Below are 11,552 nucleotides of genomic sequence, written 5' to 3' on the forward strand. Positions count from 1 at the left end.
ACACGCGGCGGCGGCGTTGCGGCGAAACACCGGTCCCACGCGTCACAATGGGTGTATGTACCGCGTATTCGAAGCACTGGACGAGCTGGGCGCCATCCTGGAGGAGGCGCGCAGCGTCCCCATGACCGCCGGATGCCTCGTGCCCCGCGGGGATGTGCTCGAGCTCCTCGACGACATCCGCGACGCCTTCCCGGCCGATCTGGACGACGCGCAGGACGTGCTCGACCAGAAGGATCGCCTGATCAGCGAGGCGCGCACTCACTACGACACGACAGTGACGCAGGCGAACTCCGAGGCGGACGCCACGCTGAGCCGCTCGCGCGCCGAGGCGGACCGCCTGCTGGCCGACGCGAAGGCCCAGGCCGACCGCATGGTGGCCGAGGCGCACCAGCACGCCACGGGGCTGGTCGCCGAGGCCCGCGCCGAGGACGAGCGGGTCCGACGGGGCGCCCAGCGCGAGTACGAGGCCGTCACCGGCCGCGCGCGGTCCGAGGCCGAGCGCGTCGTGGCCGACGGCAACGCCGCCTACCAGCGCTCGGTGGCCGAGGGCATCGCCGAGCAGGAGCGCCTGGTCTCGGACACCGAGGTCGTAGCCGCAGCCAAGGGCGAGTCGGATCGGATCATCGACGCGGCCCATGCCGAATCGGACCGTCTCCGCGGCGAGTGCGACGTGTACGTCGACACCAAGCTCGCACAGTTCGAGGAGGTCCTCGGGGCCACCATGCGCTCGGTGAACCGCGGCCGTCAGCAGCTGCGCACCGCCGCCGGCGTGCACGACTACAGCGACCACGGCGCCGCCGACGGCTACCTCGAGGAGTTCGCCGAGTCGCGCGCGGATACGCACCGGGCTTCTTGACGTACAATCGGGTGTTTGGCTCGACCCCCGACACTTTCCGAGGTTTGTTGTGAACGAAACCAGTGCCGCCGTGCGCCAGCCGGCCGGCAAGCCGTACGTCCTCGACGTCCGAGCCTTCGGTCGTCGTCCGGGCACCTCAGCGCAGGTGCACCGCACCGTGGCCGCCCCCGAGCGCATCGGTGTCGACCTGGTCGGCATCGAGGCCGGCGAGGAGATCGACCTCGACCTGCAGGTCCAAGCCGTGTCCGAGGGCGTCCTCGTGACCGGCACCGTGAGCGCCGACACGACGGGGCAGTGCGCGCGCTGCCTGGGCGAGGTGTCCGGCGCCCTGAACCTGTTCCTCACCGAGCTGTACGCCTACCCGGACAGCGAGACGGCGAAGACCACGGACGACGACGAGATGTACCGCATCGACGACGATCTGATCGACCTCGAGCAGGCCATCATCGACGCCGTCGGGATGGAACTGAACCTCGATCCCACCTGCTCCCCGGACTGCCGGGGCCTGTGCCAGGTGTGCGGCGAGCGGCTGGCGGATCTCCCGGCCGACCACGCGCACGAGCAGCTCGATCCCCGCTGGGCGAAGCTCGCCCAGTTCTCCTCGGCCGCCGAGGGCGAGGCCGACGACAAGTGAGCAAGCGCCTCCCCGCGCCGCCCGCCACGGACCGCGCCCCGCTGCTGGAAGCACTGGGCGTCGGCCTTGAGGAGGACCTGCTCACGCTCGCCCTCACGCACCGGTCCTACGCGTACGAGGCGGGCGGCCTGCCGACCAACGAGCGGCTGGAGTTCCTGGGCGACAGCGTGCTGGGGATCTCGGTGACCGAGTGGCTCTACGTGACCCATCCCGACAAGCCCGAGGGCGAGCTCGCGAAGATCCGCGCCAGCGTCGTCAACATGCACGCCCTGGCGCGCGTCGCTCGCGGGCTGGGGGAGGGCGGCCTCGGCGCGCACCTGTTCCTCGGCCGCGGTGAGGAGCTCACCGGCGGTCGCGACAAGGATTCGATCCTCGCCGACGGGACGGAGGCGCTGCTCGGCGCCGTGCACATCGAGCACGGCATCGACGTCGCGCGCGAGGTGGTCCTGCGCCTGTTCCTGCCGCTGCTGACGGCGTCGTCGTCGATGGGTGCCGGCCTGGACTGGAAGACCTCGCTGCAGGAGCTCACCGCCGAGCGGGACCTGGGTGCGCCCGCGTACCGGGTCAGCTCGACGGGGCCCGACCACGACAAGGAGTTCACCGCCGTGGCGGTGGTCGACGAGCACGACCTCGGTGAGGGCGTGGGGCGCACCAAGAAGGAAGCCGAGCAGCGGGCCGCCGCTGCAGCGTGGAAGTCCTTGGACGAGGACGACTCCGACTCATCGGCTGCGGAAGCCGGCACGGTCGCTGCGGAGCCCGCACCCGAGTCGGCCTGATGCCCGAGCTTCCCGAGGTCGAGGTCGTCCGGCGCGGCCTCGTCGATCACCTGGTGGGTCGCGGGGTCACCTCCGTCGAGGTCCTGCACCCGCGGGCCGCGCGTCGGCACGCCGCGGGCGAGGCCGACATGATCGGCCAGATCACCGGCGCCGCCGTCGAATCCGCGCAGCGGCGCGGGAAGTTCCTGTGGTTGCCCCTGACGCGGGGTGGCGATTCCGCGGACGCCGCGATCGTGGTGCACCTGGGGATGAGCGGGCAGATGCTGGTGGGTCCGGGCGACGACCGGCACCTGCGCATCCGGGCCGGGCTTTCCGACGGTGCCGTGCTCCGCTTCGTCGATCAGCGCACCTTCGGCGGCTGGGCGGTGGACCCGCTCGTCGAGGTCGCCGGCACGCTCGTCCCGGAATCGGTGGCGCACATCGCCCGGGATCCCTTGGACCCCTTGTTCGATCGCGATGCCGTGGTCCGGCGGATGAAGTCCAAGGACACCGAGATCAAGCGGGTCCTGCTGGACCAGACCGTGATCTCCGGCGTGGGCAACATCTACGCCGACGAGGCCCTGTGGCGCTCCGGCATCCACGGCCGGCGGCGCGCCTCGGCCCTGACGAAGCCCGCGCTCGGCCGGCTGATCGACGACGCCACCGACGTCATGCGGTCCGCGCTGGATCAGGGCGGCACCAGCTTCGACTCGCTGTACGTGAACGTCAACGGGCAGTCCGGGTACTTCTCGCGCAGCCTCGACGCCTACGGGCGCGACGGTGATCCTTGCCGACGATGCGGGACGATCATGCGGCGCGAGTCCTTCATGAACCGGGGCTCGCACTTCTGCCCGAAGTGCCAACCGCAGCCACGGGGGTAGTCGCGCCGCGAGCGCACCGGGTAGTCGTCACGCGGCCATGCGCCGCCGGCGATCGAGGTAGTCGCCGATCGAGGAGACGGCGCGCTCGAGGATCGATACCTCGGGCAGGCAGACGATCCGGAAGTGGTCGGGCTCGGGCCAATTGAATCCGGTCCCGTGCGTCACGAGGATGTGCTCGGTGCGCAGGAGGTCGAGGACGAACTCCTCGTCGTCGTCGATGCCGAACATCTCGCGATCCAGCCGCGGGAAGCAGTACAGCGCGCCGCGCGGCGGAACGCAGCTGACACCGGGGATGGCGTTGAGCGCGTCGGCCGTGACCGCGAGCTGCCGCGCCAGCACGCCGCCCGGATCCACGATGTCGCCGGACAGGGGAGAACCGGGTCGCCCGGCCTCCAGCGCGAGCGGGATCGCGTACTGGCCCGCCACGTTCGGGCAGACCCGCATGTTGGACAGCAGTGTGATGCCCTCCAGCAGGTCGGCGGCCTGGGAGAGTGCGCCCGTCGCCATGACCCAGCCGGCACGGTAGCCGCACACCCGGTACGCCTTCGACAGCCCGCCGAAGGTCAGGCACAGCACGTCGTCGCCGGCCGCGCGGGCCGCGTGATGATGCCGGGCGCCCCCGAAGACCAGTTCCTCGTAGATCTCGTCGCTGAGCAGGACGAGGCCGTGCCGCCGCGCGACATCGGCCATCCCGCGCACCGTCTCCTCGCTGTACACGGCGCCGGTCGGGTTGTTGGGGTTGATCATCACCAGCGCGGTGGTCCGCGGCGTCACCTTGGACTCGATGTCCTCGATCGACGGGTTCCAGCCGTTCGCCTCGTCGGCCGCGTAATGCACGGGGACGCCGCCGGTGAGGTTCACGGCGCCCGTCCACGTCGGGTAGTCGGGTGCAGGCACCAGGATCTCGTCGCCGGGGTTCACGAACGCCTGCAGCGTGAGCGTGATGAGCTCGCTGACGCCGTTGCCGAGGAAGACGTGCTCCGCGGAGGCCGCCTCGATGCCGCACCGCCGGTAGTGCTCGGCGACCGCCTCGCGGGCCGGAGCGATGCCACGCGAATCGGAGTACGCCTGCGCGGCGCCGAGATTGGCGGCCACCGCGTCGACGATCTCCGGCCGCGCGTCGAGGCCGAAGGGCCGCATGTTGCCGAGGTTGAGGCGGAGCACGTCGTGTCCCTCGCGCTCGAGGCGCATCGCCTCGGTCAGGATCGGGCCCCGCACGTCGTAGCGCACGTCGCGGAGGCGGTCGGACTGCCGGTAGATCGTCATGGGTCCATCCCATCGTCTATGCGGACCGATGAGAAGCTCCACTTTCGTCGATTCGGCAGGACCACTTCGTCGCGAGCGGCCTACACTTCCCCCATGACTCGCACCGCCGCCTCCGGCTCCCTCGTCCTGGGCGAGATCGCCGGCGCGACCGAGCTGGTGGGGGCGATCGTCCAGCGGATCGCGGACGGCGCACTGTCCGACGGTGACCGGCTCCCGTCGAGCCGCGCCCTCGCCGAGCAGGCCGGCGTCTCGCGGGGCACCGTCGTGCGGGCGTTCGACGAGCTCGCCGCGGCAGGATTCATCGTCGCCCAGCACGGCTCGGGCACGCGGATCAGCGACGGTGCCGCCGTCGCCGCGCGCGCCGGGGCGCGGACCCGCGGTGTCGCGCCCACGCCGTCGACGCCCGACCCCGCTCCGCGGCAGGGGCGCTCCCCGCGCGACCTCCGGCCGGGCATCCCCGACGCGGCGCTGATCGACGAGCGGGCATGGCGGCGCGCGGTTCGGGCGGCGGCGGGTGGGATGGCCGGCGTGAATCCGTGGGAGGAGCCCAGTCCCACGCTGGTGGCCGCGCTGTCCGGGCACCTGCGACGGCATCGCGGCATCGCCGACGCGCAGCCGCTGCTCTTCGACAGCTCGCGGTCCGCGGTCGCCGCGCTGTACGCGGCATTCGTCGACGCCTCGCCGGGTCGGTCCGCGGTGGTGCACATAGAGGATCCCGGGTACCGCGGCGCGCTGCTCATGGCCCGTGACCAGGGCCTCGACGTGAGATTCCACGCCGCCGATCCCGACGGGCTGTCGACTGCGGCGCTCGGCGACGACCCCGCGATCGTCTTCACCACGCCCGCGCACCAGTACCCGCTGGGCCACCGGATGAGCGTCGAGCGCCGCGTCGCATTGGCGGAGTGGGCCGGCCGGACGGGGTCGCTCGTCATCGAGGACGACTACGACGGCGAGTTCCGCTACGGCGTCGCCCCGCTGCCGGCACTGGTGACGCTTCCCGGCGCGGCCGATCACGTGGCGTACGTGGGGACCTCGTCGAAGTCGCTGGCACCGGACCTGCGGGTCGCCTGGTGCGTGCCGCCGGCCGGACTGCGCAGGCCCGTGGAGCGCTGGCTGGCGGTCCACCGACGCGGACCGTCGGCGCTGCCCGCCGACGCGCTGGGGGAGTACATCCGCACCGGCGCGATGGATCGGCACCTGGCGCGCGCGGCCCGCGTGTACAGCGACCGCCGGATGCGGCTGGTGACGGTGCTCGGCGAGCACTGCCCCGAACTCGTGGTGACCGGTGTGGAGGCGGGGCTGCACCTGTGCGTGCTGCTGCCCGGGCATGACGACGAGGCGGTGGTCGGAGCGCTCAGCGAACGGGATTGGCGCACGCGATCGTTGAGCAGCCAGTGTGCGGCGGAACCGGTCCCGGGGCTGGTACTCAGCTATGCGAGGCTCCACGGTCGCGATGCCGATGCGTTCGGCGCATCGCTCCGGGAGGTGCTGACCGGCCTGGCCCTTCCCACGCGATGAGGCGGGTCGTTCACGATGACGCGCAACGGATTCCGCAGTCGCCCGGTGGAGCACTGCCTGCGTCGCTAGAGTCGTGGACGCCGAATGTTCGAACGAGCGGCCGATCGTGCCGCGGTAGGGACTGAACACGACCTCATGAGCACGAGATTCGCAGATCGGCGCGCCGTCGGCGCCGCAGTGGCACTGACCGCGGCCCTGTTCATCGCCGCGGGATGCAGCAGCACCGCGGACACCAAGGACGTCGCATCGACGACCACCGCATCCGCAGCTGCGTCGACCACCACGGCGGGATCCTCATCGTCCGCCGGCGCCTCCGCGTCGCGCCCCGCATCGTCGGGATCGTCCGCGGCGCGGTCGTCCACGGCGGCCAAGCCGTCGGGCACGGTCACGGCCAAGGGCACCGACGGCAGCGAGGTGAAGCTGACGGGCCCGATCGCCGTCAAGTACGCGTCCGCGACCGAGGCCCAACGCAAGGGGCTCGGCCCGGTGCTGATGGGCTCGCACAACGCCGGCACCCGCGACAGCGGTGTGATCTTCCAACAGTTCAAGGGCGGCGTGATCACGGCTAAGAACGCCGACGCCGGAACCCCCGCCTACATCACCTGGGGCAAGATCCGCGACGCCTGGAACATTGAGCGCGACGCCGAGGGCAAGCCCCAGAAGGTGGGCGGCGCGAACGGCTCCGCCGGCCCGCTCGGCGCCGTGACGAGCGACGAGACCACCGTCGGATCGGTCAAGCAGACCACCTTCGAGCACGGCAAGATCACCTTCAACCCCCAGACCGGCAAGGTCGAGGTCACCGTCAACGGCAAGGTCGTGCCCGCGGGGCTGTAAGCCCGGCCACGACCGGACCCCGCGCGGCGCTCAGTTGATGATCTCGCCGCGGTCGGCGGGGGCCTTGGAGACGATGGTGTCGCGCCACATCCGCAGGGCCTCGGGCGTCAGCCGGGTCCAGTCGTGGACCTCGGCGACGACGCGCAGCGGCTCCGTGCTGCGGAACGAGCGGGTGGGGTTGCCCGGGAACTTCTTGTCGGTGACGTTCGGGTCGTCCTCGAACGCACCCGTCGGCTCGACCTCGTAGACGTGCGGGGCGGCACCGTCGGCCTTGAGTTCCGCAGCGAGCTCGGCACCCAGACCCGCACCGTCCCGCAGGGCCGTGAAGTAGATGTGGTTCATGACCACGTCCGGGTTGTAGTTGGAGCGGAACCCCGCGCGGAGGAGGTCCCCGGGCCGGAGTTCGGCGGTGGTTCCGTGGAAGAACGGGCCCTCGCCCGGCGCCTGACTCATTCGCCCAGCGTAGCGCTACGCCGCGCGCTTCGGCGCCGTGACGAGCGTTCGGATCAGGTGCACGACGCCCGCGAGGATCAGTGCGAGGAAGACCCACACGGCCACGGCCAGAACGGGATTCGATCCTGAACCGAGGATCGCCCCCGCGATCGTGATGGTCAGGAGGAGTAGCACTCCGGAGCCGATCATGAGCAGCCAACGCTGCAGAAGAGCGTCGAACTCCGCGCGGTGCTCGGCATCGAGCCAGTAGGCCCGGGTGCCCGGTGGGAGGTTGATCATCGCATCGGGGATCGCCGATACGAACTTCGCCAGCAGGGCGAACAGCACCGCGACCCCGGCCGCTCCGGCCGCGTTGATCGCCAGCGCCCTGCCGCGGGGCGAGAACGAATCGCCCGCGCCGTTCAGGCCCCAGTGCGTCGGGAACGGATCGGGGCCCGACGATGCCGCCCACGCCAGGGCCGCCGCGCACAGGATCAGTGAGCCGACGAGGATCCACCATCGAGGTCTCATGATTGCAAGGTTACTGCTGCGAACTACCTGGGGTGGGGAGCGGCGCGACGGGGCCTGACGGCGGGGGAGCGCGGCGGATGCGACAGCGTCCAGAACAGGTGGATCACCGAAGCGGCGACCGTCAGGACGAACAGCACCAGCAGAGCCGACCGGGCGGCGCTCTCGCGCGCGTCGATCACGGACAGGGCGGTGGACGCCGCGCCGAGGAACAGGACGACGCTGCCGATCAGGAGGAAGAAGTCCGCGATGATCCGCGAGAACGCCGGACGGTGCGCGTCCGTCAGCCAGTAGTCGCGGCGCGGGGTGTTCACCAATGACGCCGGCAGCCGCGGCGCGACGTACGACAGGCAGGCGAAGAGGACGGCGAGGCCGCCGGTGACGAGCGCGAGCTCGACGACCGCGGACCCCCGCGGCCGCCAACTGTCGGCCCGGCCGCCCAGCCCCGTGTGGGTGGGGAACGGGTCCGGACCGGACGCGGCCGCCCAGGCCAGAGCGGCCGCGCACGCGAGAACGGCGACGACGAAGATCCACTGGCGGGCCCGCATGATCCGCACGGTACGCGCGTTCGGTGAACGGCACCGGGCGCGGGAACCGGATGCGGTCGAGATGCCCGGATCTGCCGTAGATTGGTCGCATGGCCGACGATACGAACGCGCAGGCACCGTCCACGGAACTCTGGGTCGAGCGCACCGGCGTGCGCCGGTACACGGGTCGCAGTTCGCGCGGTGCGGAGGTGCTGGTCGGTTCGGTGGACGTCGAGGGCGTGTTCACCCCCGGCGAGCTGCTCAAGATCGCGCTCGCGGCGTGCAGCGGCATGTCCACGGACCACGTGCTCGCCCGCCGGCTCGGCGAGGACTACGACGCGGTCGTCCGGGTCTCCGGTGACGCGGACCGGGAGAACGAGGTCTACCCCGAGCTCAACGAGATCCTGGAGCTGGACCTGTCCGAGCTCGACGAGGCCGCGCGGGAGCGCCTGGTCACGATCGCGCGCCGTGCGATCGATCAGGTCTGCACCGTGGGCCGCACGCTCAAGGCCGGCACCGTCGTCAACCTCGACATCACCACGGACTGACTCGGTGACCGACGAGCAGGCGCGGATGACGGCGTGGGTCCACGGCAGCGTGCAGGGCGTCGGCTTCCGCTACTGGACCAAGACCCAGGCTCTGGAACTCGGCCTGCTCGGCTACGCGGCCAATCAGCCGGACGGTCGCGTGCGGGTCGTGGTCGAGGGCGGCCGCCCGGCGTGCGACACTCTGCTGCAGCGCCTCTGGTCGGGGCACACACCGGGCAGGGTCGACCTGGTCGTGGAACTGTTCGGGCCCGCACGCGGCGGGCTCCCGTCGTTCGAGGAGAGGTGAGGCATGCAGCCGCCCGTTCCTGAGAACCGTCCCGCGGGTTTCATCCCCGGGCCGGAGTCGAACCACCTTCCCGTGCCGGGCATGCCGCCCGAACTGCACCTGCCGGACACCGGTGACGCTCCGCGGCGACCGGGCCGGATGCGCGAGCAGGACGAGAACACGCAGGCACGCCCGGAGACGGTGGCCGAGGCCCGCGCCCGGCAGCGCGCGCAGCGCCAGCGTGCCGAGGACCAGGAGCGCGAGGCCGCGGAGGCCGCCGCCGCGGCCGCGAAGAAGAGCCGGCGCCGCAAGCAGATGATCGGCGCGGGCGTCGGCGTGGGTGTGGTCGGTGCGATCGCCCTGCTCTACGTCGCCATTCCGGACAACGACGGTGCGCGCAACGTCAGCACGCAGACGGCGTACTGCACGGTGGACGGGCAGCAGGTGGTCTCCGACGACTACTGCTCGCGCGGCACGTACAACCCGGTGACCGGGTTCATCCTGCTCAACGGCCTGAGCTATCGGTACAACTACGGCGGCACCGTCAACAACGGCCGCCTCACCGGCGGCAGCTACGACCGGCCCGCCAACACCGCGTTCCGGACCTCGTCGGGGTCGGCGATCGACCCGGCCAAGACCACCTCCTTCGGCACCAACGGCCAGACCAACGCGGCGAGCAAGCCCGCGCCGCCCGCCGCCGGATCGAAGGGCACGAGCAACAAGGGCGGGTCTGGAAACACCAACGCGGGCAGCAACAGCGGCTCGAGCGGCAAGAACATCGATCGCGGCGGCCTGGGCACCTCCAGCAAGGGCGGGAGCTCCAAGGGCGGCTCCGGATCGAGCGGTTCCTGATGCGGCGCATGCGCGGAACGCCCCGCGAGGGCTGGCAGCGGACCGTCGAATCGCAGGGCCTGGTGTTCGGCACCCCGGCGCGCGACGGGGCCGGCGACAGCCGGAACTACTGGGACGAGTCCGTGTTCTACGAGTTCGACATGGACGAGGTGCTCGCCCTCGAGGCGCAGGTGGAGGTGCTGCATTCGATGTGCCTCAAGGCCATCGAGAACGTGATCCTCACCGAGCGGTACGCCGATTTCGGCATCCCCGAGTGGGCGTGGGGCCCGATCGAGGAGTCGTGGAAGCGGCAGGACCCGCACGTCTACGGACGGTTCGACCTGCGCTACGACGGCCGGCGGCCCGCGAAACTGTTGGAGTACAACGCCGATACGCCCACCTCCCTGCTGGAAGCCGCTGTGGTGCAGTGGTACTGGTTCCAGGACACCGCGCCGGATAAGCGCTCCTGGGACGAGGGCGGCTACGACCAGTGGAACTCGCTGCACGAGGCGCTCGTCGCGCGCTGGGGCGAGATCCGCAATGTCATCCCGGCGTCGGAGCTGCACTTCACCTGGTCCGGCGCCGACGCGACGGGCGAGGACCACGTGACCACCGGCTACCTGCAGGAGACGGCCGCCGAGGCGGGCTTCGACACCGTCGGGCTGCCCATCGAGGACATCGGCTGGGACCACGACCTGAAGACCTTCGTCGATCTCGAGGACGCGCCGATCCATTCGGTGTTCAAGCTGTACCCGTGGGAGTGGATCCTCGAGGACGACTTCGGCAAGCGGGTCGTCGAATCGATCCCCGCCACCACGTGGATCGAGCCGCTGTGGAAGACGATCCTCTCCAACAAGGCGATCCTCGCGGTGCTGTGGGAGATGTACCCCGACCACCCGAACCTGTTGCCCGCCTTCATCGACAGCCCCGGCTTCCTCACCGAGTACGTGAAGAAGCCGAAGCTCGGGCGGGAGGGCGCGAACCTCACGATCGTGGACAGCGGTCGGGAGACGGCCACCGGCGGCGTCTACGGCGCCGAGGGCTACGTGTACCAGATGTTCGACCCGTTGCCCGAGTTCGACGGCTACCGTCCCGTGATCGGGGCGTGGGTCGTCGGTGACGAGTCCGCCGGCATCGGCATCCGCGAGACCTCCGGCCTCATCACCGACGACGGTGCCGCCTTCATCCCGCACCGCATCACTCCGAAAGGTACGACCGCATCATGAACACGACCTTCCTCGCCGCCGCGGACATGGGCACCCTGGGTAAGGGCGTCGGCGCGATCTGCCTGTACGCCCTCGTGGGCCTCGTGCTGATGGTCGCCGGCTTCTACGCCGTCGACCTGTCCACGCCCGGCAAGCTCCGCGAGCTCGTCAAGGCGGGCAAACCCAACGCCACCTACGTGACCGCGGCCGGCATGCTGTCGATGGCCTTCATCATCGTGGTCGCGATCTACGCCGCGGGCGGACGGCTGGCGGAGGGCGTGACCTACGCGGTGGTCTACGGCCTCGTCGGCATCATCGCCCAGATCGTGTCCGTGCGCGTGTTGGACCTGGTCACGGGCGTGGACATGGAGGAGCTCATGTACTCCGAGGTGTTCCTCCCGCAGGCCCGGGTGATCGGCGCGTGCCACATCGCCCTCGGTCTGATCGTGGCGATGGCGGTCCTCTGACGGGC

15 protein-coding genes are annotated in these 11,552 nt (G+C 70.9%); 11 read left to right on the forward strand and 4 right to left on the reverse strand.

Annotated features, from left to right (window positions below; translation table 11 throughout):
- Positions 1-55: 55 nt before the first annotated feature.
- The 4 genes from AXK60_RS10265 to mutM are packed head-to-tail and all read left to right on the forward strand — an operon-like array spanning position 56 to position 3,126.
- A complete protein-coding gene (locus tag AXK60_RS10265) occupies positions 56-856 on the forward strand; it encodes a DivIVA domain-containing protein (protein WP_068571044.1) in 801 nt (266 codons plus the stop codon).
- Between the two features lie 49 nt (positions 857-905).
- Complete coding sequence (locus AXK60_RS10270) at positions 906-1,490, forward strand: YceD family protein (protein WP_068571045.1); 585 nt, start codon at positions 906-908, stop codon at positions 1,488-1,490.
- Positions 1,487-2,266: a ribonuclease III gene (gene rnc / locus AXK60_RS10275; RefSeq protein ID WP_068571046.1), complete on the forward strand. Its 780-nt coding sequence runs from the start codon at positions 1,487-1,489 to the stop codon at positions 2,264-2,266. The genes AXK60_RS10270 and rnc overlap by 4 nt, the downstream gene beginning before the upstream one ends.
- Complete coding sequence (mutM, locus tag AXK60_RS10280; protein WP_068571047.1) at positions 2,266-3,126, forward strand: bifunctional DNA-formamidopyrimidine glycosylase/DNA-(apurinic or apyrimidinic site) lyase; 861 nt, start codon at positions 2,266-2,268, stop codon at positions 3,124-3,126. The genes rnc and mutM overlap by 1 nt, the downstream gene beginning before the upstream one ends.
- A 27-nt stretch (positions 3,127-3,153) precedes the next feature.
- On the opposite strand, the gene AXK60_RS10285 is transcribed toward mutM, so the two are convergent.
- Positions 3,154-4,392 carry an aminotransferase class I/II-fold pyridoxal phosphate-dependent enzyme gene (locus AXK60_RS10285; protein WP_068571048.1) on the reverse strand — a complete coding sequence of 413 codons (1,239 nt, stop codon included), beginning with the start codon at positions 4,390-4,392 and terminating at the stop codon, positions 3,154-3,156.
- A 93-nt stretch (positions 4,393-4,485) separates the two neighbouring features.
- Between AXK60_RS10285 and AXK60_RS10290 the strand changes: the two genes are divergently transcribed.
- Positions 4,486-5,910, forward strand: a complete 1,425-nt coding sequence (locus tag AXK60_RS10290; RefSeq protein ID WP_068571049.1) for an aminotransferase-like domain-containing protein — start codon at positions 4,486-4,488, stop codon at positions 5,908-5,910.
- 135 nt (positions 5,911-6,045) lie between these two features.
- Entirely contained in the window at positions 6,046-6,744 is a 699-nt protein-coding gene (locus tag AXK60_RS10295) for an LGFP repeat-containing protein (protein ID WP_068571050.1), read from the forward strand.
- A gap of 30 nt (positions 6,745-6,774) precedes the next feature.
- Here the strand turns inward: AXK60_RS10295 and arr are convergent, their stop codons facing one another.
- From arr to AXK60_RS26360, 3 genes are read right to left on the reverse strand one after another with little or no spacing between them, the layout of a single operon-like run.
- Positions 6,775-7,197 (reverse strand): NAD(+)--rifampin ADP-ribosyltransferase, encoded by a 423-nt coding sequence (gene arr, locus AXK60_RS10300; protein ID WP_068571051.1) that lies wholly within the window; start codon positions 7,195-7,197, stop codon positions 6,775-6,777.
- A gap of 15 nt (positions 7,198-7,212) precedes the next feature.
- Positions 7,213-7,707 (reverse strand): DUF1648 domain-containing protein, encoded by a 495-nt coding sequence (locus AXK60_RS26355; RefSeq protein ID WP_068571052.1) that lies wholly within the window; start codon positions 7,705-7,707, stop codon positions 7,213-7,215.
- 23 nt (positions 7,708-7,730) lie between these two features.
- A complete protein-coding gene (locus AXK60_RS26360) occupies positions 7,731-8,252 on the reverse strand; it encodes a hypothetical protein (protein ID WP_139057867.1) in 522 nt (173 codons plus the stop codon).
- Between the two features lie 89 nt (positions 8,253-8,341).
- Between AXK60_RS26360 and AXK60_RS10315 the strand changes: the two genes are divergently transcribed.
- The 5 genes from AXK60_RS10315 to AXK60_RS10335 are packed head-to-tail and all read left to right on the forward strand — an operon-like array spanning position 8,342 to position 11,547.
- Positions 8,342-8,779, forward strand: a complete 438-nt coding sequence (locus AXK60_RS10315; RefSeq protein ID WP_068571054.1) for an OsmC family protein — start codon at positions 8,342-8,344, stop codon at positions 8,777-8,779.
- Positions 8,780-8,783: 4 nt separating this feature from the next.
- Positions 8,784-9,065, forward strand: coding sequence for an acylphosphatase (locus AXK60_RS10320; protein ID WP_269451180.1), 282 nt, complete (start codon positions 8,784-8,786; stop codon positions 9,063-9,065).
- Between the two features lie 3 nt (positions 9,066-9,068).
- Positions 9,069-9,896, forward strand: coding sequence for a hypothetical protein (locus AXK60_RS10325; RefSeq protein WP_068571055.1), 828 nt, complete (start codon positions 9,069-9,071; stop codon positions 9,894-9,896).
- Positions 9,896-11,101, forward strand: a complete 1,206-nt coding sequence (locus AXK60_RS10330; protein ID WP_068571056.1) for a glutathionylspermidine synthase family protein — start codon at positions 9,896-9,898, stop codon at positions 11,099-11,101. Before AXK60_RS10325 ends, AXK60_RS10330 begins: the two co-directional genes overlap by 1 nt.
- Complete coding sequence (locus AXK60_RS10335; RefSeq protein ID WP_068571057.1) at positions 11,098-11,547, forward strand: DUF350 domain-containing protein; 450 nt, start codon at positions 11,098-11,100, stop codon at positions 11,545-11,547. Before AXK60_RS10330 ends, AXK60_RS10335 begins: the two co-directional genes overlap by 4 nt.
- Positions 11,548-11,552 lie beyond the last annotated feature (5 nt).

The sequence above is a fragment of the Tsukamurella pseudospumae genome (assembly GCF_001575195.1).
GTDB lineage: Bacteria > Actinomycetota > Actinomycetes > Mycobacteriales > Mycobacteriaceae > Tsukamurella > Tsukamurella pseudospumae.

Excerpts from the sequence above, each read along its gene's own strand:
- AXK60_RS10295 (WP_068571050.1), top strand. The coding sequence starts at position 6,046 with ATGAGCACGAGATTCGCAGATCGGCGCGCCGTCGGCGCCGCAGTGGCA.
- AXK60_RS10265 (WP_068571044.1), top strand. The coding sequence starts at position 56 with ATGTACCGCGTATTCGAAGCACTGGACGAGCTGGGCGCCATCCTGGAG.
- AXK60_RS10290 (WP_068571049.1), top strand. The coding sequence starts at position 4,486 with ATGACTCGCACCGCCGCCTCCGGCTCCCTCGTCCTGGGCGAGATCGCC.
- AXK60_RS10330 (WP_068571056.1), top strand. The coding sequence starts at position 9,896 with ATGCGGCGCATGCGCGGAACGCCCCGCGAGGGCTGGCAGCGGACCGTC.
- AXK60_RS10285 (WP_068571048.1), bottom strand. The coding sequence starts at position 4,392 with ATGACGATCTACCGGCAGTCCGACCGCCTCCGCGACGTGCGCTACGAC.
- AXK60_RS26355 (WP_068571052.1), bottom strand. The coding sequence starts at position 7,707 with ATGAGACCTCGATGGTGGATCCTCGTCGGCTCACTGATCCTGTGCGCG.
- AXK60_RS26360 (WP_139057867.1), bottom strand. The coding sequence starts at position 8,252 with ATGCGGGCCCGCCAGTGGATCTTCGTCGTCGCCGTTCTCGCGTGCGCG.
- AXK60_RS10315 (WP_068571054.1), top strand. The coding sequence starts at position 8,342 with ATGGCCGACGATACGAACGCGCAGGCACCGTCCACGGAACTCTGGGTC.
- AXK60_RS10325 (WP_068571055.1), top strand. The coding sequence starts at position 9,069 with ATGCAGCCGCCCGTTCCTGAGAACCGTCCCGCGGGTTTCATCCCCGGG.
- arr (WP_068571051.1), bottom strand. The coding sequence starts at position 7,197 with ATGAGTCAGGCGCCGGGCGAGGGCCCGTTCTTCCACGGAACCACCGCC.
- AXK60_RS10335 (WP_068571057.1), top strand. The coding sequence starts at position 11,098 with ATGAACACGACCTTCCTCGCCGCCGCGGACATGGGCACCCTGGGTAAG.
- mutM (WP_068571047.1), top strand. The coding sequence starts at position 2,266 with ATGCCCGAGCTTCCCGAGGTCGAGGTCGTCCGGCGCGGCCTCGTCGAT.